Raw genomic sequence first — 18,719 nt, forward strand, 5'->3', positions numbered from 1 at the left:
TCTGCGGCATGGCCGAGCCTTTCTCCTGGGTCCCCGCGGGAATCAACACGGACGTGCCCAGCGCGGCACGCGTCTACGACTTCCTGCTGGGAGGTGGCCACAACTTCGCGTCGGACCGGATGGTCGGCGACAAGGTGCTGCAGATCCTGCGCGACGGCCGTGCGATCGCCGCGTCGAACCGCTCGTTCATGCGCCGTGCCGTCCTGCTGATGATGGAGCAGGGCATCACGCAGTTCCTCGACCTCGGCTCAGGCATCCCCACGGTCGGCAACGTGCACGAGATCGTGCAGCAGGAGAACCCCGACGCACGGGTCGTGTACGTCGACTACGACGAGGTGGCGGTCTCGCACAGCCAGCTCATCCTGGAGGGCAACGACAACGCGGGCGTCGTGCAGGCGGACATGTGCCGCCCGGACGACGTCCTGTCCGACCCGGTCGTGAAGGACCTGATCGACTTCTCGCAGCCCGTCGGCCTGCTCATGATCGCCGTGCTGCACTTCGTCTCGGACGAGAAGGGCCCCGCCGAGGTGGTCGCCCGTTACCGCGACGCCGTGCCCGAGGGCAGCCTCGTCGCCCTGTCGCACCTCACCGCCGACTTCAAGCCGGACGAGATGGGCGCCGTCGTCGAGGCCATGCAGCACAGCCGCGACCCGATGTACTTCCGCTCGCTCACGGAGTTCGAGCCCATGTTCGCCGGCCTGGAGGTGCTCCAGCCGGGCGTCGTCCCGGCGCCGAACTGGCACCCGGAACTCGGCCCGGCCGGAGAAGGCGGCCCGCAGGACGTCTACGTGGGCATCGGCCGCAAGGTCTAGCGGCCCGTGTACCCATGCGTACTGCAGAGTTCACAGATTGAAGTACGCAAACGTACTTGACGAGTGATCGACAGCGGTCTACCGTTTCTCCTACAACACCGCTGTCGATTACTCGGCAATCCCGGATCGGGTGCGCCAAAGACGATGCCCCAGGTGGCATGCCGAAGCAGAGGCGAACCTGGGGCCTACTCATGCACCGTACCACGGCAGGTCGCGCCGTGGTCTCACGATCCAGGGGGAATGTGATGACTTCGAGCAACGGCATCATCAAGGTGCTCTCCGCGGCGCGTTTCTCGCCGTACCTCGCCGCCAACGGCGGTGATGAGGCGGCGGCATTGCGCGCCTACACCTGGAACATCCAGGTCAGCGCCGCTTTCTATCCGCTGCTCGGGCTCGCGGAGATCGGGCTCCGGAACGCCATGCACGATCAGCTGCACGCCAGGTTCCACCGACCAGACTGGTGGTCGGTGGCTTCGCTCACCGGCAACGGCCAGCTGCTGGTGAAGCGAGCGCGGGAGAAGGCCGCCAGCGCTGACGCCGACGACGTGGTCGCCCAGCTCAGCCTCGGGTTCTGGGTGTCTCTGACCAGCAGGTCCAACGACCGAGCGCTGTGGGTGCCCGCGCTGCACAAGGCGTTCCCCCACTACAGCGGCCGACGCGACCAGCTGCACCTCAGCCTCGTGAACCTGCTGAGGCTTCGCAACCGCGTGATGCACCACGAGCCGATCCACCGCCGCGATCTGAAGGCGGACCACGACGTGCTCTACCGCGTGTGCGGATACATCTCCGCTGACCTCGTCACGGAAGTCGCAGCCGTGGACACGGTGCCTCAGGTTCTCGAACGTCGTGATCGCCAGGGAGCGTGACGTGAACAAGAACGGACTGCCCCTGTCCGAGATAGCCAGGCTGGCCGGCGTCCGAGTGAGTGCGGCCAGCAACTGGCGGACCCGGCACGCCGACTTCCCCGTTCCCGACGTGGTCGCGGGACAGGAACTCTTCGACGCGGCGGAGATGGCGCACTGGCTGAGCCAGCGCAAGATCCCTCGCAACGGACTGCAGCCGGATGAGGCTCCGGGCAGCACGTACGGGGACAGGTTCACCCGCAACAGCGGGATGAGCACTGCTGTTGCGGCGGATGACCCGAGCGTGCGCGAAGAGATGCACTCCACGCTGCGGAGTCTGACGAACGTCCTGCGCGGCCAGCTGGACCTGATGTCCTCCGTACAGTTCGCGATGGCGCTGCTGCACCTCCGCAAGACCGAGCCTGTTCACTGGTCCGAACTGGTCGTGGCGCCGCCATGGGCCATGCGAGACTGGCTGCAGAGTGCATTCTCATGGGGGCCGAACTCGGATCTGTTCTCCAACACCCACGACACCCTGAACGAACATGCTCTGGTCGCCGCGGTCAGGCTGGTCTCCGAACTTCCGGTCGACGTCGATTTCGGCGAGGCCTTCGACGTCCTGCTGGAACACCTGAACCGCGATCTCGGCAAGTCCGGCGGCCACTTCACTCCGCCGACCGTGGTCCGGACGATGATGAAGATCCTCGCGATAGGCGAAGGTGAAAGCATCTACGACCCGTCGTGCGGCTCGGGCGAACTGCTGACAGCGGCGGGGAAGACGGGTGCTGCGGGCCTTTCGCTCTTCGGGCAGGCGCTGAGCGATCAGTCGTACCGCATCAGTGTGCTGAGCCTCCTGCTGCACGACCTGGAGGGCCAGGTCCACCGGGCTGGGCCCCAGCTCCTGCGCGGCTCCTTCCCAGGCAAGCAGTTCGACGTCGTGGTGACGAACCCACCCTTCAGCGGAACGCTTCCCGCCGAAGCCGAGTACGACAGTTGGCCTTTTGGGATTCCTTCCTCAAAGCGCACGAACCTCGCGTACCTCCAGATCGCGGTCGCCAAGCTCAAGCCCGGTGGACGCGCCGCCCTGCTGGCGCCGAACGGTTCACTCTTCACCAGCGGGCAGGACGAGCAGGTTCGACACCGCATGGTCGAAAGCGGTCTGGTCGCAGGCATCGTCGCACTGCCTCCGGGACTCTTCAGCTCGACCGGAATCCCTGTCTCGCTATGGCTGCTGCGCAAGCCTGGCATCCACGAGCATCCGACAGCTTCCGTCTTGTTCATCGATGCCTCGGGAATCGGAACGCAGAGGACACGAGGACCCCGGCACCTCCGCGAGGAGGACATCGAACGCCTCGTTCACGCGTCTCGCGGGTGGCAGCGCGGTGAGAAGGTCCCGGCGCAAGACGGGTTCTCCTACACCGCCCGGCTCGAGGAGATCCGCGACCAGAACTACAACCTCCAGCCAACCCGTTATGTCAGAAAGCCTGTTGCTCCGTGGGAGCGCAGCTCCAGCGAGCACTTCATCGAAATCAGGACGCGATGGCGCCACCTCGACGACCTCGGCGAGCGCATTGCGGCCGAGCGTCGCGACCTGGACGCGCGGCTTGAGAGCCTCGTCGAACTCGCTGCCGAGGACCGGCAGGAAGTGAAGCTCGGCGACGTGTGCGAAATCCAGGTCGGACTCGGGCACATCGTCCGCGAACGTGGTGTCCACACACCGGGTTGGATCCCACTTCTACTGCCACGCAACATCAAGCGCGGTTACTTGAGCCACGACGAACTGGACACGCTCGATCCTCAGACCGTCCGCACCTCAGGAGGTCAGTGGGAGCGGTACCTGCTCCGCGCTGGAGACGTGGTGGCCGCGCGGTCAGGTACGCTCGGACGGCACGGTCTGGTGAGCGAAGGCGAGGCGGGGTGGATCCTCGGGCCGAGCTGCCTGCGCATACGTCCTGGGAGTGGCGTGTCGCCGGAGTATTTGGTGCACTACCTCAACTCTCCTGAGATGCACGCGTGGATCACGACGCAGGTCGCCACCTCCACCGCCATTCCCCACATCAACTCCAAGCGGATGGAACTGCTCCCGCTTTCGCTTCCTTCTCTCGGCGTGCAGCGTGAGATCGCGACCACGATGGAACTGCTGGCGAAGCAGATCGAGCGCTACGAGGAAGCCGTGAAGTCCTCAGGAACTTTGCGCGACAACGTGTTCAGCACTCTGCTGAGCGATTGAGATGAGTGGGCCCGCACCGGCAGGCCCACTCAAGAGTCCTAGCGGAACTTCCAGGCCTGGGCCGCGGAACCGTTGCAGCTCCAGATGTTCAGCCGCGTGCCGGGCGTGGTCGACGCACCGGGGTTGTCCAGGCACAGCCCCGACTGCGGGTTCTGCACGGAGCCGTCCGACCGCACGCGCCACTGCTGCGCGCCCGTGCCGTTGCACTCCCACAGCTGAACGCTCGTGCCGTTGGTGGTGCCGCTGTTGCTGACGTCGAGGCACTTGCCGGCGATGGCGATGGTGCCGTCGGCGACGACGCGCCACTTCTGCGCGTAGGTGTTGTTGCAGCCCCAGATCTGGACCGGGTTGCCGTTGGCGGTGCCGCCGTTGTCGTTGTCCAGGCAGAGGGACGGGGTGGCCGACAGCTCGACGGGTCCGGCGCCGGACGGGTGGCGTTCGGCCGGGAGTGACGGCGTGTTGAGGTGGTAGAAGTCGACGGCCAGGTAGTTCGGGGTCTTGCGGGCCGCGGGCTCGCAGAAGCGCTGGGCCCGGTTGACCAGCTTGGAGTTGTCCGTGGCGGCGGTGCCCTGCACCGGGACGTCGCGGAAGTGGTTCATCACGAACAGCGGGCGGAAGCCTGTCTCCGTCGCGGTGAGCGGCTTGTCCCCCCAGCGCGAGTAGCAGGACCAGTCGGAGGCGCCGGTGCCGGACCCCATCGACCAGTGGTTCTCGACGGTCCAGTCCTTCTGGTAGAGCACGCCGGAATTCTCGCGGCCGTCGCGGCCGTGGTCGGTGAAGATGAGCAAACGCTTGCCGGACGCCCTCATCCGCGACAACGTCGGCCAGCCGTTCTCCCGGACGCCCTCGGCGTGGAACAGCACGTCGCCCAGGCCGTTCACGCGCGCCAGCTCGTTGCGCAGGACGTCGGCGGAGACGTAGTCCTCCAGGAAGACCGTGACGATCTCGGTGGGGCGTGCCTTCAGGAAGTCGACGATGCGCTGGATGTCGACGTTCAACGCCACGGGCCGGCTGACGGCCGTGCAGCTGTTGTGGCAGAGGATCGCGCCGTCGGGGGTCTGGTGGATGTCGAGCATGAAGCCGCGGACGCCGTCGTTGAGCTGCTGCACGATGCCGCGTGACTGGTTCGGGGCGATGTTGGCGAACATGAAGCCGCCGTCGACGCCGTTCGCGTAGGCGTTGTGGGCGGTCAGGAACGTCATCTCGTCCAGGCGCGGATCGGCCGGGGGCTGGACGCGGACCGGGGTGACCGGGGTGAGGAACCACGTGTCGGCGCCGGTGCCGACGCGGATCTGGTCGGTGCCGGACGCGACCAGGTAGCGGTCGGCGCCGGGGTCCTTGAAGCGGTACCTGTCCTGGTCGTCGAGGAGCCCCACCCACCGGGCGTCGGGGCTGGAGCAGCTGATCATCTGGGTGGCGTCGCCGGCCCGGCCGAGGCACAGGCCGCCCTCGGCCAGCGTGCTGCCGTTCCAGGAGAACTGCTGGCGGTCCTCGTTGCCCTTGGGGCGGTGCTGGACCGCGGACGAGCCGGAGACGGCGGCGTTCTGGCCGGTCACGGCGCTTTGCAGGTAGTAGTTGCCGTTGGGAGCGGCCGCCGCGTCCACGGGGACGAGCAGCAGCGACAACAGCGCGAGTGCAGGGATGATGCGCATGAGGTGAAGGCTCGACCACGGACATGAACATGAAAAGACTTCACGTCAAAATCCGTCCAAACCGAGACATCTGTGGCCCGGGCCACAAAAGCCGATGCAGCGGATCGAGCGGCGAAGGGGGTTTCCCACTCCGCAAACGACTGACGACTAGAAGGGGGCGGCGTGGGGTTCGACCAGTTCGTCGCTGATCGGCTGGACCGGTTGCTGGGGTACGCCACAGCCATCACCTGCGACAAACACTTGGCGCAGGACATCGTGCAGAACGTGCTCATGCGCGCACAGGGCAAGTGGGAACGCATCGGGGCCATGGATGCGCCCTATCTCTACGTGAAGCGCATGGTGACCAACGACTACCTGTCGTGGCGGCACCGCAGGGCCGCGCGGGAGATCGCCGTGGAACGCGGTGAGCTCGCCAAGCACGTGCCGTCGATGGCCGACCCGGCTGACGCGCACGCCGAACGCGAGGCCATGCGCGCACGGATCGCCATCCTGCCGCGCAAGCAACGCGCCGCGTTGGTGCTGCGGTTCTACGAGGACTGCAGCGACGCGGAGATCGCACAGGTGCTCGGCTGCACGGAATCGACTGTGCGCAGCCAACTCTCTCGCGCGCTGCAAACGCTGCGCACTCACGAACTCGCCCGGTCCGCCACCCTGGGGGTGCACTCATGAACGATCTGATCCGCCAGGCCATCGCCGCTGAGGCCGAGGAGCGCGTCGACTCCCGGACCGTGCTGGCCAACCTGCACAAAGCGAGGAAGCGCAAGCCGCTGGGGCTGATCGTCGGCGTCGCGACGCTGACCGCGGCCGCCGCGGCCGCCGCCGTGGTCGTCCCGATGACGATCAAGAAGACCGAGGCCGCGCCACCGGCGGTGTCGGCGCCGCAGGAAACGCAGAACGTGCTCCTCATCGGTCTCGACGACCACAACTTCACCGACGCGCTGATGCTCGCCCGGTTCCAGGCGGACGGGACGGCGGTCTCGGTGGTGTCGCTGCCACGCGACATCCTCGTGGACGGTCAGAAGATCAACGGCCTGTTCGCCCAGTCCCCCGCGAAGCTGACCGCGGCCGTCGAGAAGACGACCGGGGCGAAGGTCGACCACCACGCCGCCGTGAAGATGTCCGCGATCGGCCGCATCTCGGAACTCTTCGGCGGCGTCGCGGTGTGCCTGAAGGCGCCGTCGAACGACCCGATCACCAAGGCCGCCTTCCCAGCCGGCAGGCAGGTGCTCCAGGGCGACCAGGCGCTCGCCTTCCTGCGCCAGCGCCACGGCCTGGAGAACGGCGACCTGGACCGGGCCCGGCGGCAGCAGGTGTTCCTCGCCGATCTGGCCTCGAAGATCACCAAGGACAACGCGCTCACGCTCGCGCGCGAGGTCAGCGGGTCGATCACCGTGGACGACGGCTGGGACCTGGTGGGGTTCGCGCAGCGGTTCACGGGTCCGATCGGGATCAGCGTGACGACCTTGCCCGTCGACGCGCCGGTCGAGCGGGAGGCCGGGTTCGGGTTCGAGGTCGATCCCGCCAAGGCCAGGACGTTCGTCGAGAAGGCCCTGGACCAGGGCGGCAGCTCCGGCGGCAGCGAGTGCATCCGTTGACGATCACTCCAATGGAGCATCAAGTCGCTCTTCTGCGCAGCCGATGATCCGCATGTAGCGCGCGAAACGGCCGCTACGATCAATTCGTGCGCGAACCACTTGAACGTGACTCCGAGATCGCGCACATTCGTGAAGCTCTGGACGCAGCCACCCGTGGTGAGGGTCGCGTCGTCGTCATCGAGGGCCGTGCGGGCATCGGGAAGACCAGGCTCGTGCACGAATGTCGCGAGCTGGCCAAAGAGCGCGGGTTCGGCCGGCTGCAGGCCGTCGGCGACGCCATGGAGAGCGCGATGGCGTGGGGCGTCGTCCGGCAGATGGTCGAGCGGTCGGTGTCGCGGTACTCCGGCGAGCTGCGCGAGAAGATCCTCGCTGGTCCGTCCGGGGCGGCGCTGAAGGCCCTGGACGACGCCGCGCTCGACCCGAGCCAGGCCGAGCTCGCCCGCACGCTGCACTCGTTGTGGTGGGTCGCGGTGGACCTCTCGTCCACCCGGCCGCTGCTGATCACCGTGGACGACGCGCACTGGGCGGACCACTCGTCGCTGCAGTTCCTCGTCTACCTGTCGCGCCGGATCGCGGACCTGCCGATCGCGCTGGTCGTCGCGACCAGACCGCCGATGGACAACTTCGGGCCGCTCGCGCAGCTCAGCGTGTCCGCCGACCGGTTGCTGCCGCGTCCGCTCACCACGGACGCGCTCAGCGCCCTGGTCGGCGGGCACCCCGAGGTGATCACCGCCCTGCACGCGGCCAGCGGCGGGAACCCGTTCCTGTCCGGCGTCCTGGTCGACGAGCTCGCGGCGCTCGGGCTTCCGCTGGACGACGCCGAGACGGCCGGCAAGGTCGGCACGCTCGGCCCCAGCACCGTCTTCCGCGCCACGCTGGGAAGGCTGCCGGCCGAGGCGGTGGCGCTCGCGGGCGCCGTCGCCGTGCTCGGCACGCACGCCGATCCGTGGCAGGCGGCGGAACTGGCGGAGGTCACCGACCTCCCGGCCGCCGTCGAGGCGTTGACCGCGGCGAACGTGCTGGTCACCGGCGAGCACCTGGAGTTCGTGCACCCCGTTGTGCGCGAGGCGGTCCTGACCGGCCTCGGGCCGATCGCGCGCGCCTCGCTGCACGCGCGGGCCGCGAAGTCGTTGCAGGAGTCGCACGCACCGGCTGACCGCGTGGCCGCACACCTCGTGCACGCTCCCAAGGGGACGCTGCCGAACGCCGCGGACGTGCTGAGGAAGGCCGCGGCGACGCTGCTCTCGGCCGGCGACCCCCGCACCGCGGCGGGACATCTGACGCGAGCGGTGGACGAACGGCCCACCGACGCCGGGCTGCGCGCGGAACTCGGGCGCGCGTTGCTGCGGCTCGGTGACGCGGTCAACGCGCACCGGCACCTGAAGGCCGCGGCAGAGGGACTTCCGGACGCCGAACTGGTCGCCGCCGCGGCCTCGGCGACGGCCGCGCTGGAAGGCCCCGCCGCGGCGATCGCGGAACTCGAAGAGGCCATCGGGGCACGCCCGGACGGCGAGTCGCGCCTGCACCTGGAGGCACGGCTGGCGGTGTTCCGCTCGTTCCTCCCCGACCAGCGCCAGGTCGCGTCCGCGCACCTCAGCGCCTACTCCGGCCTCGCGGGCGGCACCCCGGACGAACGCACGCTGCTCGGCCTGCTCGCTCAGATGGGCCGCTACGAGGTGTGGCCGCACGACGAGGTCGCCGCGACGGCGACGCGCGCGCTGGCGAACGGCGCGTACCTGGACGACGCGACAGGCAGCACGGACGCGATGGTCGCCTGGCTCGTGGCGTTGCTCGCGCTGATGGCGGCGGACGGCGTCGGCACCGCGCGGCACGAGATCGAGCGGGCCCGGTTGAAGGTGCGGGCCCACGGGTCGCCGATCGAGTTCGCGATGGTGGCGAACGCGTCGCTGTTCCTGAACTGGCGCTGCGGCAACATGCAGGCCGTCGAGGCGGAGGCGGAGGGCGCGCTGGCCGCCGTCGCGCACGAGGACCCGGTGTCCGAGGTGATCAGCCTGCGCGCGACCTCGACGCACTTCGCGGTCTACGCGGCCCTGGAACGAGGCGACGTCGCGGCGGCGTCCGCGTTCATCGACGCGTTCGACGGTGCGCACGCCGATGCCCGGCTGACCATGCCGATGATCTGGTTGCACGAGGTGCGCGCGTTGATCGCACTGGCCGAGGGCGACGCACGGCGTGCGATGTTCGAGGCCTACCGCCAGCGCGACGCGATGCACCAGGTGCACGTCGATCCACCCACGATCCCGTGGCGCGCTCCGGCCACGCGCGCCGCGTTGCTGCTCAACCAGCAGGAGCTCGCGCTGGAACTGGCCGCCGAGCAGGTGGAGGTGGCCCGCAGGTGGGGCGCGGCCACGGAGGTCGGCGCGGCTCTGCGGTTGCTCTCGAACGCCGACCCCGACTCGCGACTGGAGCTGCTGACCGAGTCCGTGACCGTGCTGGAGGACTCGCCTTCACGCCTGGAACTCGCCCGCTCGCTGGTCGACCTGGGTGAGGCCCTCCGGGTGGCGAGGCGGCGGACCGACGCGCGGGAGCCGTTGCACAGGGCGATCGAACTGGCGGGCGACTGCGGGTCGGCGGTGCTGCAGACCCGCGCCGCCGAGGCGTTGGAGGCCCTCGGCGACCGGCCACGACGGCAGGTCGTGCTGGGGGCGGAGGCGCTGACGGCGTCCGAACGGCGGGTGGCCGACCTGGCGGCGGCGGGCCGGGCGAACAGGGAGATCGCGCAGGAGCTGTTCGTGACGCCGAAGACCGTCGAGAACCACCTCGGCCGGATCTACACGAAGCTCGGAATCGCAGGTCGCAGGGACCTCGCACGCGTACTCGCCTGAGACGGAGCGACGTGGGGGTGTCCCTGATACACCCATCTTTTCCGCCGGAGGGTTGAGGGTTCTCCCCTCATGCCCTTGGGGGTTCGCCTCGGCGAATCTTGTGTCACCGCAGGGGAACACAAGATCTCGAAGGGGAAACCGACATGATCCGCAACGCTCTGATCGCCGCCGCCGCCCTGACCGCCGTCGTCGCTCCCGCCACCGCGGTGGCCGACCCGATCATCGGCACGCCGCCCCCGTGCGTCGGCGCCTCCGACCTGGCCGGTGCCGACTTCAACGTCAAGAAGTGCGGCGTCAGCGATGTGGATCAGCACCGCGCCGGCCTGGAGAACAACGGCGGTGCCTACTGCGGCCCCGCGTCGCTCTACAACGTCCTGCACTACTGGGGTCACGAGAAGGACGCCCCGGTCGGCTGGCTGACCACCAAGGTCGGCAACCTCAACCCGAAGGACCCGGCCGACTACAGCGTCATCACCAACTCGATCGGGCGCATCGGCGTCGACGCCCAGTACGACGGCGGCACCAACCTCACCAACCTGCGCAAGGCCTGGGACATCGCCACCAAGCCCGCCCGCGACGCCGGCTGGACCACCTCCACGGGCGTGACGAGCACGCACAACAACCCCGACTTCGCGGGCGAGCTCGCGAAGAAGCTCAACGAGGGCCCGCTGCAGCTCGTGTACGGCCGCTACAAGGCCGGCCCCACCACCGGTTCGTTGCAGCGCAGCGGTGGCCACATCGTCACCGTCGTGTCCGCGACCGGCTCGTTCAACGGCAGCACGATCCAGCTGAAGCTGGCCGACCCGGGCCGTGCGCTCGACAGCGGTGAGGGCAACTACCTCTACACGCAGTCCGCGTACGAGTCGCTCGACGTCACCCTGACCAAGAAGTCCATCAAGGAGTACATCCCGGTCAAGGACGACGAGAACACCCGCGCGGACGAGTCGCTGGAGCCGGGCACCTACCGCACCGTGACGCGCTGGGAGCTCACCGGCCCGCGCTACGTCAGCGACACCACCCGCCAGATGGTCGAGGGCTTCAACTGGTTCGACATGGCCAAGTAGTTCTCCGGCAAGACCAGGGCCGCACTCTTCAGGGGTGCGGCCCTTTCGCCATAGCCTGGTCCCATGCACAGCCGCGATCGGGAACGCACCCGCCGCCGGTTGCTGGACGCCGCGTTGGTCGAGTTCGCCGCCTACGGGATCGCCGGGGCGCGGATGGAACGCATCGCGCGCATCGCCCGGTGCTCCGCGGGCCTCGCCTACAACTACTACGGCGGCAAGGACGAGCTGTTCGAGGCCGTGCAGTCGGAGGTGGTGGGCGCCGCCATGGTGGAGTTCGACGCCCACGACCTGCCGGGATACGCGGGCCGGTTGTACGACCTGCAGCACCGTCACCCGGAGTTCGCGCGGCTCGCGACCTGGCAGCGGCTGGAGCGGCGCGGGTCGGTCAGCCGGGTGGCCGAGGTCGAGGCGGTCCGGGCCGCGCAGGAGGCCGGGGTGGTGTCGTCGCGGTTCTCGGCGGAGCACGTGGTGCAGCTGGTGCTGGCGATCGCCTCGATGTGGTCCAACGGCACGTGCTCGAACCACCTGGAGCGGCGGCGGTGCGTCGAGGAGGCCGTGCGGCGGCTGGTCGAGCCGTAGACCGGGGCAACTCCGCGCGTGTGGTTAACCTGGATCTATGCGTGTTCTCGTAGTCGCCGCTCCCCTCCTGGGTCACGTCTTCCCGTTGATGCCGCTGGCGCTGGCGTTGCGCGACGCGGGTCACGAGGTCGTGGTCGCGACGGGTGGCGAGGCGCTGCGGGTCCGCGACTCCGGTCTGCGGGTCGAGGACGTCGTGCCGTCCCGCGTCCGCTTCGGACCGATCGCGCTGCGCATCATGCTCACGCATCCGCTGGTGGCCAGGAGGGAGCTGCGGGGCAGCGGCCGGCTCGACTTCGTGTCGCGGATGTTCGGCAGCGTCGGCGACGCGATGACCGCGCCGCTGCAGGCGTTCGCCCGCGGGTGGCGCCCGGACGTCGTGGTGCACGAACCGCTCGCCGCCGCCGGGTCGGCGCTGGGGGTGCCGTCGATCGTCCACGACGTGTCGCTGTTCGACGGGCTGGAGCTGACGGCCGCGGTCGGGGCGCGGATGAAGGCCGAAGTGCGTTCTCCCGCAACGGTTCTGCGCACCGCGCCGCCGTCGCTCGCGGAGTTCCCCGGCGGCGAGCCGATGCGGTTCGCGCCGTACAGCGGTGAGGGCGAGGTGCCGCGGTGGCTCGCCGAGCCGTCCGGGAAGCCGCGCATCCTCGTCAGCCGCAGCACCGCGCCCGGTCCCGGTGCCGGGCGGATGATGGCGGCCGTGGTCAGGGCGGCCGAGGACGTGGACGCCGAGTTCGTGCTGGTCCGTCCGGACCGGACCGGGGGTCTGCCGGGCAACGTCCGGACGGTCGGGTGGGTGCCGCTGCCGCGGGTGCTGCCGTTCTGCGACGGGATCGTGCACCACGGCGGGGCGGGCACGGTGCTCGGCTCGCTCGCGGCCGGGGTGCCCCAGCTGGTCGAGCCGGGACCCGGCGACCGGACAGTGCACGCGACGGCGGTCACCGGGCGCGGGGCCGGGTTGCGGGCCGAGCCGCGCGAGGTCACGGCGGCGCTGCTCACCCAGCTGATCGAGGACTCGAAGCTGCAGCGGGCCGCCGGTGAGGTGCGCGCCGAGATCGCGGCGATGCCTTCACCCAACGACGTGGCGGAACGGTGGGAAAGTCTCCCGATGCAATAGAGCAGCACCTAATCTGACCGAGTGCGCATTCTCTTCTCGAGCTTAGGCTCACACGGACACGTTTACCCGATACTTCCGCTCGCGATCGCCGCGCGAGCGCAAGGACATGACGTTCTCTACGCCGTCGACCCGGGATTCCACCCGACCGTGGAAAAGCTCGGGTTCACGGTGGTCGACGCGGGCATCAGCATCTGGGACGCGTTCCGCCAGGCGAACGCGCTGCACGGCACGGACGGGTTCCGCCGGGACATGCTGCGGCAGACCGCCGTGGACGCCTTCGGGTCCGTGCTGCCCAGGGCCTTCGTGAACGATCTGGAACCGGTGCTCGAACGGGACAAGCCGGACCTCGTCGTCTTCGAGCTCATCAACCCCGGTGCGGGCCTCGCCGCCCTGCGCGCCGGGATTCCGGCGGTCTGCCACGGATTCGGCAAGATGGACGAAAGCCTCATTCCGGAGGCAATGAGCGACCTCCTTCTGGAGTACGTCGCCGAGCTCGGCATCACCCTGCCGAATGGGCACCATTACGGACTCGGATCGACCTATGTCGACGTCTTCCCGCCGTCTTTGCAGGACCTGGCCTACCTCGCGGACGTGAATCGAATTCCGATGCGTCCGGTTCCGTTCGCCGAGCCGGGCGATCTGCCCGACTGGGTCGTGGAGCACGAGAGGCCGCTGGTCTACCTGACGTTCGGCACCGCGTTCTCGAACCCGGACGTGCTGCGCACCGCGATCGCCGGCGTGTCCGGTCTCGACGCCGAGGTGCTGGTCGCGACCGGGCCGCAGGTCGACCCGTCCGTGCTGACCGACGTGCCGGGCAACGTGCACGTGCTCCCGTGGGTGCCCCAGGCGGATCTGCTCGCGCACGCAGATCTCGTCGTGCACCACGGCGGCGCCGGCACCACGGTCGCCGCGATGACGCACGGCCTGCCGCAGCTCGTGCTGCCGCAGGGCGCCGACCAGTTCCGCAACGCCGAGATCGTCACGGACACCGGCCTGGGCGGCCGGCTCGTCGGTGAGGACTTCACCGCGGACGCGGTGCACGAGGTCGCGCGGAAGTTGTTGCGGGACAACGAAGTCCGGGCCGCGAACGCCGACATCGCCGCGGAGATCGCCGCGATGCCGTCGCCGGACGACGTGGTGCCGAAGCTGGCCGAGCTGGCCGGCTGACGACGTGCGGACCGGTGCCTACTCGCTGGGCACCGGTTTGAGCGCCGACACGGCCTCCTCGACGGAGTCGTACAGCGAGAGGACGTCGGCCACGCCCGTGACCTGCAGCGGTCTCCTGACGGCGCGCTGCGGTGCGACGACGTGGAGCTTCCTGCCGTGTTCCTCGGCCAGCTCGTGGGCCGAGATCAAAGTCGAGATGCCGGTGGAGCCGAAGAAGGTGACCAGGGTGAGATCGGCGATCAGCGCGGGCCCCTCGGAGACGAAGCCGAGACGAACGGCGTCCAGCACTTCGTCGGCGGTGTCGACGTCGATCTCACCTTCGACCACGACGACCATCAGCCCGGCCACCTCGGCGGCACGCACTGTCAGCAGCGGTGATTCCTTGAACTGTTCTTCGTTCACCAGCACTCCCCGGTGGCCGAAGCGCACGAGACTCTGACTCCGAGCACGCTGCTGAACCCGGCTACATCCCCGACGTTACGGCCGTTGCTTCCCCACCACAACCTACCCGCCCGCCAACCTCCGGACGGCGGCGACCAGTTCGGTGTCGCGCACGCCCTCGGCCAGGCACCTCGAGGTCCGGCTCGTCGTCGGCGACGAGCCACCCGCACGATCACGACCGCACGTCCGGGAGCCAGAACTCGACGACGGTGCCCCCGTTCTCCCGCCCGGTCGCGGTGCACCACCCTCCGGCGGCCTCCGCCCGTTCCCGCATCTCGATCAGTCCGAAGTGGCCCGCGTTCGTGTCGAGGCCGGACAGCCCGACGCCGTCGTCCACCACCCTGACCAGGAAGCCCCTGTCCACCGTGGACAGGTCGAGCAGGACGGACGAGGCTCGCGCGTGCTTGCGGACGTTGGTGAGCGCCTCCTGGCAGATGCGGAAGATCGTGATGGCCGCGTCGGCGCCCGGCTCCCGTTCGAGCGCGTAGCGGATCTCCGCAGCCGTGGAGGTGTCGGCGAGGTACGCGGCCAGCGAGTTCCTCAGCCCTTGGCGGTCGATGCCGGGCGGGCGGACGCGGTGCACCAGGTCGCGCAGCCTGCTGATGGAGGCGCGGACCGCGCCGTCGAGCTGCTCCACGACTTCGCGGTGCTCGGCGGGCAGCTTGCCGGCGAGCAGCTGCAGCCGCATGTCGACCGCGACCATGGCCTGGATCGTGTCGTCGTGGACGTCCCACGCGATGCGCTGACGTTCCCGTTCCTGCGCCTCGACCAGGTGGGCGAACAGCCGGCGCCGGTCGGTGAGCTGCTGCTCCGCGCGCCGCCGTTCGGTCATGTCGCGGGTGACCTTGCCGAACCCGCGCAGCTCACCGCTGTCGTCGTGGAGCGCCGTGATGATGACGTTCGCCCAGAACCGGGTGCCGTCCTTGCGGACCCGCCAGCCCTCGTCCTCGATCGCGCCGTCGGCCTTCGCGACCCGCAGCTCCCACTCCGGCTTGCCGGACTGGACGTCCTCGGGCGGGTAGAAGGCCGAGAAGTGCTGCCCGATGATCTCCTCGGCGGCGTACCCCTTGATCCGCGCGGCTCCGGCGTTCCAGCTCGCGATGTGGCCGCCCGGGTCGAGCGCGAAGATCGCGTAGTCGCGGACGCCCTGCACGAGCAGCCGGAACAGGTCGGTGTCGCGGAAGGCGTCCGGGTGCACGGCCTCATCATGGCGGCTAGGCCGTCAGCTCACACCAGACGACGTTCTGGCCGGCGCGTTCCAGGACGCCCCAGCTCTCACCGAGGACGGCGACGAGCTGGAGTCCCCAGCCGGGCGCTCGTGGGGCGGCCGCGTCGTCCACGACCTCGACCAGCACCTGCTCCTCGCCACCGGAGATGTGCACGACGGGGCGGCCGCTGCCGTGGCAGACGGCGTTGGTGGTGAGTTCGTTGACGACCAGGACGACGTCCTCGTGGTGGCCGCGGTAGCCACACCTCTGCGCGGCCCGGCGGGCGAATTCGCGGGCGAGCGCCACACCACCGCGCCGGTCGTTCTCCGGCAGGGAGAACACGGCTTCGACGAGCGCGCTTCCGGCCACACGACCACACTGCTCCAAGGTCGGCCCTTCGTGCAGATGCATCTGCCTCAGGCCGGCTGGTGCAGATGCATCAGTCGAGCAGGCCTTCGCGGCGGGCGATGGACACCGCTTCCAGCTTCGAGCACGCGCCGAGCTTGTCGAGCACGTGCTGCACGTGGTTGCGCGCGGTGTTGCGGGCGACGCCGAGCCGCGTCGAGATCTGCTCGGCACCGGCACCGTCCGCGAGCAGCGACAACGTCTCGCGCTCGCGTGCGGTGAGCGTCGCGCCGGTGGCGCTGACACGGCCGGTCAGCCGGTCGAGCACGCCCGCGAGCAGCCTCGGGTCGAACACGACCTCGCCCGCCGCGACCCGGCGGACGGCGTCGACCAGGTCCTCCAGCCGTGCCGACTTGAGCATCAGGCCCGCGCCACCGGCCTCGGCGACGCGCGCGGCGACCGACGCCGTGGCCTCACCGGTCAGCACCAGGACCTTCACCCCGAGCGCGACGAACTGCCCGATCAGCGCGGTGCCGTCGCCGTCCGGCAGTCTGCGGTCGAGGAGGACGACGTCGGGCTCGCCGCGGCTCGTCTCCGCGAGCGCCGCCGCGACGGTGGACGCGCGGGCGATCACCTCGATCCCGGCGCGTTCCAGGGCCAGGCCGATCGCCTCGGCGACCATGTCGTGGTCCTCCACGAGAACCACTCGGGTCATGCGGTTCAGCCTACGGCGTAGCGGAAGTTCCGCGACCGTCCGACCACGGACGAACGCACCTGGTCGAACACCTCTTCGTGCTGCTCCTCGACGCCCAGCCGCGGCGAGATGAGCTTGAGCAGGTGGGTGGCCCCGGTGCCGAGGGCGCCGCCGAGCGGGAGCAGGCCGAGGAAGATCTCGGTGCTGGAGCGCCCGGCCGTCTCCCGGGCCCGGTGCAGGGCTTCCAGCGGCAGGTCGGCCAGCAGGACGTTGTCGCCCTGGTAGGTGTGCGGCGGCAGCGGCCTGCCGGCGGCCCGGGCGAACGGCTTCACGCCGAACTCCTCCTTCAGCACGGGCGCGACGCGGAGATGGCCGACGTCGAACGGTTTCGTGCTCGCGAAGGTCACGCGCACGACGTCGCCGAGGGTCGTGAGCGCCGGCGTGACGTGGTCCGGCAGGTCCCAGCCGTGGAACGCCTCGAACACCGCTTCCGCGTACCGGGCCTCGAAGAACATCTCGCCCGCGTGCACCTCGGTGACGGGCAGGAGCTCGAACTCCAGCGCGGTGACGACGTCACCGGTCTTCTCGGTCGTGCGGACGCGGTCGCTCGCGAGACCGAACTCCCGAGCCAGCACGCTGAACCCGCCGCCGAGGGTGTAGCCGACGACCCCGACGTCACTCGCGTCGCCGCTGAGCGGGGCGAGGCCGTGTTCCGCGGCCTTCTCGACCACCTGCTGCCAGACCGCACCGGCTTCGGCCCTCGCGGTCCGGGTCGCGGGGTCGATCCGGACCTCGTTCATGCGCCTGGTGGAGATCAGGACGCCGGTGGTCGGCGTGGTGAGGCCGTGCCCGGTGGCCTGGACCGCGTACTCGTGGCCGTGGTTCCCGGCGTACCGGAGCGCTTCTTCGACGTCCCGCGCGGTCTCCACGGCGAAGATCACCTGCGGTTCGTGGCGGAGTCCGGTCTGGAAGCCGCTGCGCTCCTCGTCGTAACCGGCGTCTCCGGGGTAGAAGATCTGCATGTCTCCAGGGTCATTGGCCTGCGCTTATATGTCCAAGAACTAGTTGTACCGCCGTCTATAATCGTTGGTTATGGAGCTTCGCCAGCTGGATTACTTCGTGGCGGTCGCGGAGTCGGGCTCGTTCACGCGGGCCGCCGAACGGGTCCACGTCGCGCAGCCGGGCGTCAGCGCGCAGATCCGGCGGCTGGAACGGGAGCTCGGGCACGCGCTGCTGGACCGGTCGGGCCGCACGGTCACGCTCACCGACGTGGGCGCGGCGGTGCTCCCGCTCGCCAGGGCGGCGCTGGCATCGGTGGAGTCGGCGCGGCGGACAGTGGAGGAGATGGCCGGACTGGTGCGCGGGTCCGTGCGCGTCGGGATGGTCGTGTCGTGCGGGATCATGGACCTCCCCGAGCTGCTGTCGGAGTTCCACTCCGCTCACCCGGCCGTCGAGATCACGTTGGCGGAGGCCAACTCCGACGAGCTGATCACGTCGCTTGTGGACGGACGGCTGGACTTCGCACTGGTCGGTTACGCGGGCGCGGAGCCGGAGGGGTTGTCCGTCCGGGTGCTGGCCGACGAGCCGCTCGTGGCCGCGGTCGCGGACTCGGATGCCTGGTACGGCAGGGAATCCGTTGCACTGGACGAGCTGCTGGAGCGCGGGTTGATCAGCCTGCCGCCGGGGACGGGGCTGCGCGGGGCGCTGGACGCCGCCTGCGGTGCGCGACGGCCGCGGATCGCGTTCGAGGCGTCCGCGCCGCCGATGGTGATCACGCTGGCTCAGCGCGGGCTCGGGCCGGCGATCCTCGCGTCGTCGATGGTCTCCGGCCTGCACGCCGTGCGGATCACCGATCCCTCTCCGCGCAGCAGGCTCGCGTTCGCGTGGCGCGCGGAGGGTCCGCACAGCCCTGCCGCGCGGGCGCTGATCGGGCTCGCGGAAAACCAGGTGACAGCGCTCTAGCCGCCCTGTCACGATCACCGCATGTTCCTGACGGCTGAGCGCAACACGTTCGCAGGTGTTCCTGCGTGCGCGCTCGCCGACGTCCCGGCACAGCTGGCCGGCGCCCGACTCTGACCCTTCTCCAGTCCATCCTTCAGGACCACTGGAGGAGGGTCGTAGCGGTCCGCG

The 18,719-nt window shown here is 69.6% G+C and carries 17 protein-coding genes; 11 read left to right on the top strand and 6 right to left on the bottom strand.

Features of this window, described 5'->3' with window-relative positions:
* The first annotated feature begins 8 nt into the window (after positions 1-8).
* From ORI60_RS16905 to ORI60_RS16915, 3 genes are all read left to right on the top strand, one after another.
* Positions 9-812, top strand: coding sequence for an SAM-dependent methyltransferase (locus ORI60_RS16905; RefSeq protein WP_266038285.1), 804 nt, complete (start codon positions 9-11; stop codon positions 810-812).
* A gap of 245 nt (positions 813-1,057) precedes the next feature.
* A complete protein-coding gene (locus ORI60_RS16910) occupies positions 1,058-1,678 on the top strand; it encodes a hypothetical protein (protein ID WP_266038286.1) in 621 nt (206 codons plus the stop codon).
* 1 nt (position 1,679) lies between these two features.
* Entirely contained in the window at positions 1,680-3,884 is a 2,205-nt protein-coding gene (locus tag ORI60_RS16915; protein ID WP_266038287.1) for a type I restriction-modification system subunit M/S, read from the top strand.
* Positions 3,885-3,922: 38 nt separating this feature from the next.
* Here the strand turns inward: ORI60_RS16915 and ORI60_RS16920 are convergent, their stop codons facing one another.
* Positions 3,923-5,536, bottom strand: coding sequence for a ricin-type beta-trefoil lectin domain protein (locus ORI60_RS16920; protein ID WP_266038288.1), 1,614 nt, complete (start codon positions 5,534-5,536; stop codon positions 3,923-3,925).
* Between the two features lie 162 nt (positions 5,537-5,698).
* On the opposite strand from ORI60_RS16920, the gene ORI60_RS16925 reads away from it, so the two are divergent.
* The 7 genes from ORI60_RS16925 (at position 5,699) to ORI60_RS16955 (ending at position 13,901) form a co-directional block, all read left to right on the top strand.
* Positions 5,699-6,205, top strand: coding sequence for a SigE family RNA polymerase sigma factor (locus ORI60_RS16925; RefSeq protein WP_266038290.1), 507 nt, complete (start codon positions 5,699-5,701; stop codon positions 6,203-6,205).
* The gene (locus tag ORI60_RS16930; RefSeq protein ID WP_266038291.1) at positions 6,202-7,131 is read left to right on the top strand and encodes an LCP family protein; all 930 of its coding nucleotides are present in this window, start codon (positions 6,202-6,204) and stop codon (positions 7,129-7,131) included. The genes ORI60_RS16925 and ORI60_RS16930 overlap by 4 nt, the downstream gene beginning before the upstream one ends.
* 86 nt (positions 7,132-7,217) lie before the next feature.
* Entirely contained in the window at positions 7,218-9,977 is a 2,760-nt protein-coding gene (locus tag ORI60_RS16935) for a helix-turn-helix transcriptional regulator (RefSeq protein WP_266038293.1), read from the top strand.
* A 143-nt stretch (positions 9,978-10,120) separates the two neighbouring features.
* Positions 10,121-11,041, top strand: coding sequence for a hypothetical protein (locus ORI60_RS16940; protein WP_266038294.1), 921 nt, complete (start codon positions 10,121-10,123; stop codon positions 11,039-11,041).
* Between the two features lie 63 nt (positions 11,042-11,104).
* Positions 11,105-11,620, top strand: a complete 516-nt coding sequence (locus tag ORI60_RS16945; RefSeq protein WP_266038297.1) for a TetR family transcriptional regulator — start codon at positions 11,105-11,107, stop codon at positions 11,618-11,620.
* A gap of 37 nt (positions 11,621-11,657) precedes the next feature.
* Positions 11,658-12,734: a nucleotide disphospho-sugar-binding domain-containing protein gene (locus ORI60_RS16950; RefSeq protein ID WP_266038298.1), complete on the top strand. Its 1,077-nt coding sequence runs from the start codon at positions 11,658-11,660 to the stop codon at positions 12,732-12,734.
* A 21-nt stretch (positions 12,735-12,755) separates the two neighbouring features.
* Positions 12,756-13,901, top strand: a complete 1,146-nt coding sequence (locus ORI60_RS16955) for a glycosyltransferase (protein WP_266038299.1) — start codon at positions 12,756-12,758, stop codon at positions 13,899-13,901.
* 18 nt (positions 13,902-13,919) lie between these two features.
* Here the strand turns inward: ORI60_RS16955 and ORI60_RS16960 are convergent, their stop codons facing one another.
* The 5 genes from ORI60_RS16960 to ORI60_RS16980 all read right to left on the bottom strand — a co-directional run bounded on the left by ORI60_RS16960 (position 13,920) and on the right by ORI60_RS16980 (position 17,611).
* Positions 13,920-14,303 carry an STAS domain-containing protein gene (locus tag ORI60_RS16960; protein WP_266038300.1) on the bottom strand — a complete coding sequence of 128 codons (384 nt, stop codon included), beginning with the start codon at positions 14,301-14,303 and terminating at the stop codon, positions 13,920-13,922.
* 211 nt (positions 14,304-14,514) lie between these two features.
* Positions 14,515-15,540 (bottom strand): PAS domain-containing sensor histidine kinase, encoded by a 1,026-nt coding sequence (locus ORI60_RS16965; protein ID WP_266038302.1) that lies wholly within the window; start codon positions 15,538-15,540, stop codon positions 14,515-14,517.
* Positions 15,541-15,556: 16 nt separating this feature from the next.
* A complete protein-coding gene (locus ORI60_RS16970) occupies positions 15,557-15,919 on the bottom strand; it encodes an ATP-binding protein (RefSeq protein WP_266038303.1) in 363 nt (120 codons plus the stop codon).
* Positions 15,920-15,989: 70 nt separating this feature from the next.
* Entirely contained in the window at positions 15,990-16,610 is a 621-nt protein-coding gene (locus ORI60_RS16975) for a response regulator transcription factor (protein ID WP_266038304.1), read from the bottom strand.
* Positions 16,611-16,615: 5 nt separating this feature from the next.
* Positions 16,616-17,611 carry an FAD-binding oxidoreductase gene (locus ORI60_RS16980; protein WP_266038305.1) on the bottom strand — a complete coding sequence of 332 codons (996 nt, stop codon included), beginning with the start codon at positions 17,609-17,611 and terminating at the stop codon, positions 16,616-16,618.
* Between the two features lie 70 nt (positions 17,612-17,681).
* On the opposite strand from ORI60_RS16980, the gene ORI60_RS16985 reads away from it, so the two are divergent.
* Positions 17,682-18,551 carry a LysR family transcriptional regulator gene (locus ORI60_RS16985; protein WP_266038307.1) on the top strand — a complete coding sequence of 290 codons (870 nt, stop codon included), beginning with the start codon at positions 17,682-17,684 and terminating at the stop codon, positions 18,549-18,551.
* Positions 18,552-18,719 lie beyond the last annotated feature (168 nt).

Origin of the sequence: Lentzea sp. NEAU-D7 (assembly GCF_026242055.1) — a bacterium.
Taxonomy (GTDB): domain Bacteria; phylum Actinomycetota; class Actinomycetes; order Mycobacteriales; family Pseudonocardiaceae; genus Lentzea.

Bases quoted from the DNA above. Each gene is read 5' to 3' on its own strand.
- ORI60_RS16930 (WP_266038291.1), top strand. From the start codon at position 6,202: ATGAACGATCTGATCCGCCAGGCCATCGCCGCTGAGGCCGAGGAGCGC.
- ORI60_RS16985 (WP_266038307.1), top strand. From the start codon at position 17,682: ATGGAGCTTCGCCAGCTGGATTACTTCGTGGCGGTCGCGGAGTCGGGC.
- ORI60_RS16950 (WP_266038298.1), top strand. From the start codon at position 11,658: ATGCGTGTTCTCGTAGTCGCCGCTCCCCTCCTGGGTCACGTCTTCCCG.
- ORI60_RS16975 (WP_266038304.1), bottom strand. From the start codon at position 16,610: ATGACCCGAGTGGTTCTCGTGGAGGACCACGACATGGTCGCCGAGGCG.
- ORI60_RS16920 (WP_266038288.1), bottom strand. From the start codon at position 5,536: ATGCGCATCATCCCTGCACTCGCGCTGTTGTCGCTGCTGCTCGTCCCC.
- ORI60_RS16940 (WP_266038294.1), top strand. From the start codon at position 10,121: ATGATCCGCAACGCTCTGATCGCCGCCGCCGCCCTGACCGCCGTCGTC.
- ORI60_RS16910 (WP_266038286.1), top strand. From the start codon at position 1,058: ATGACTTCGAGCAACGGCATCATCAAGGTGCTCTCCGCGGCGCGTTTC.
- ORI60_RS16980 (WP_266038305.1), bottom strand. From the start codon at position 17,611: ATGCAGATCTTCTACCCCGGAGACGCCGGTTACGACGAGGAGCGCAGC.
- ORI60_RS16905 (WP_266038285.1), top strand. From the start codon at position 9: ATGGCCGAGCCTTTCTCCTGGGTCCCCGCGGGAATCAACACGGACGTG.
- ORI60_RS16945 (WP_266038297.1), top strand. From the start codon at position 11,105: ATGCACAGCCGCGATCGGGAACGCACCCGCCGCCGGTTGCTGGACGCC.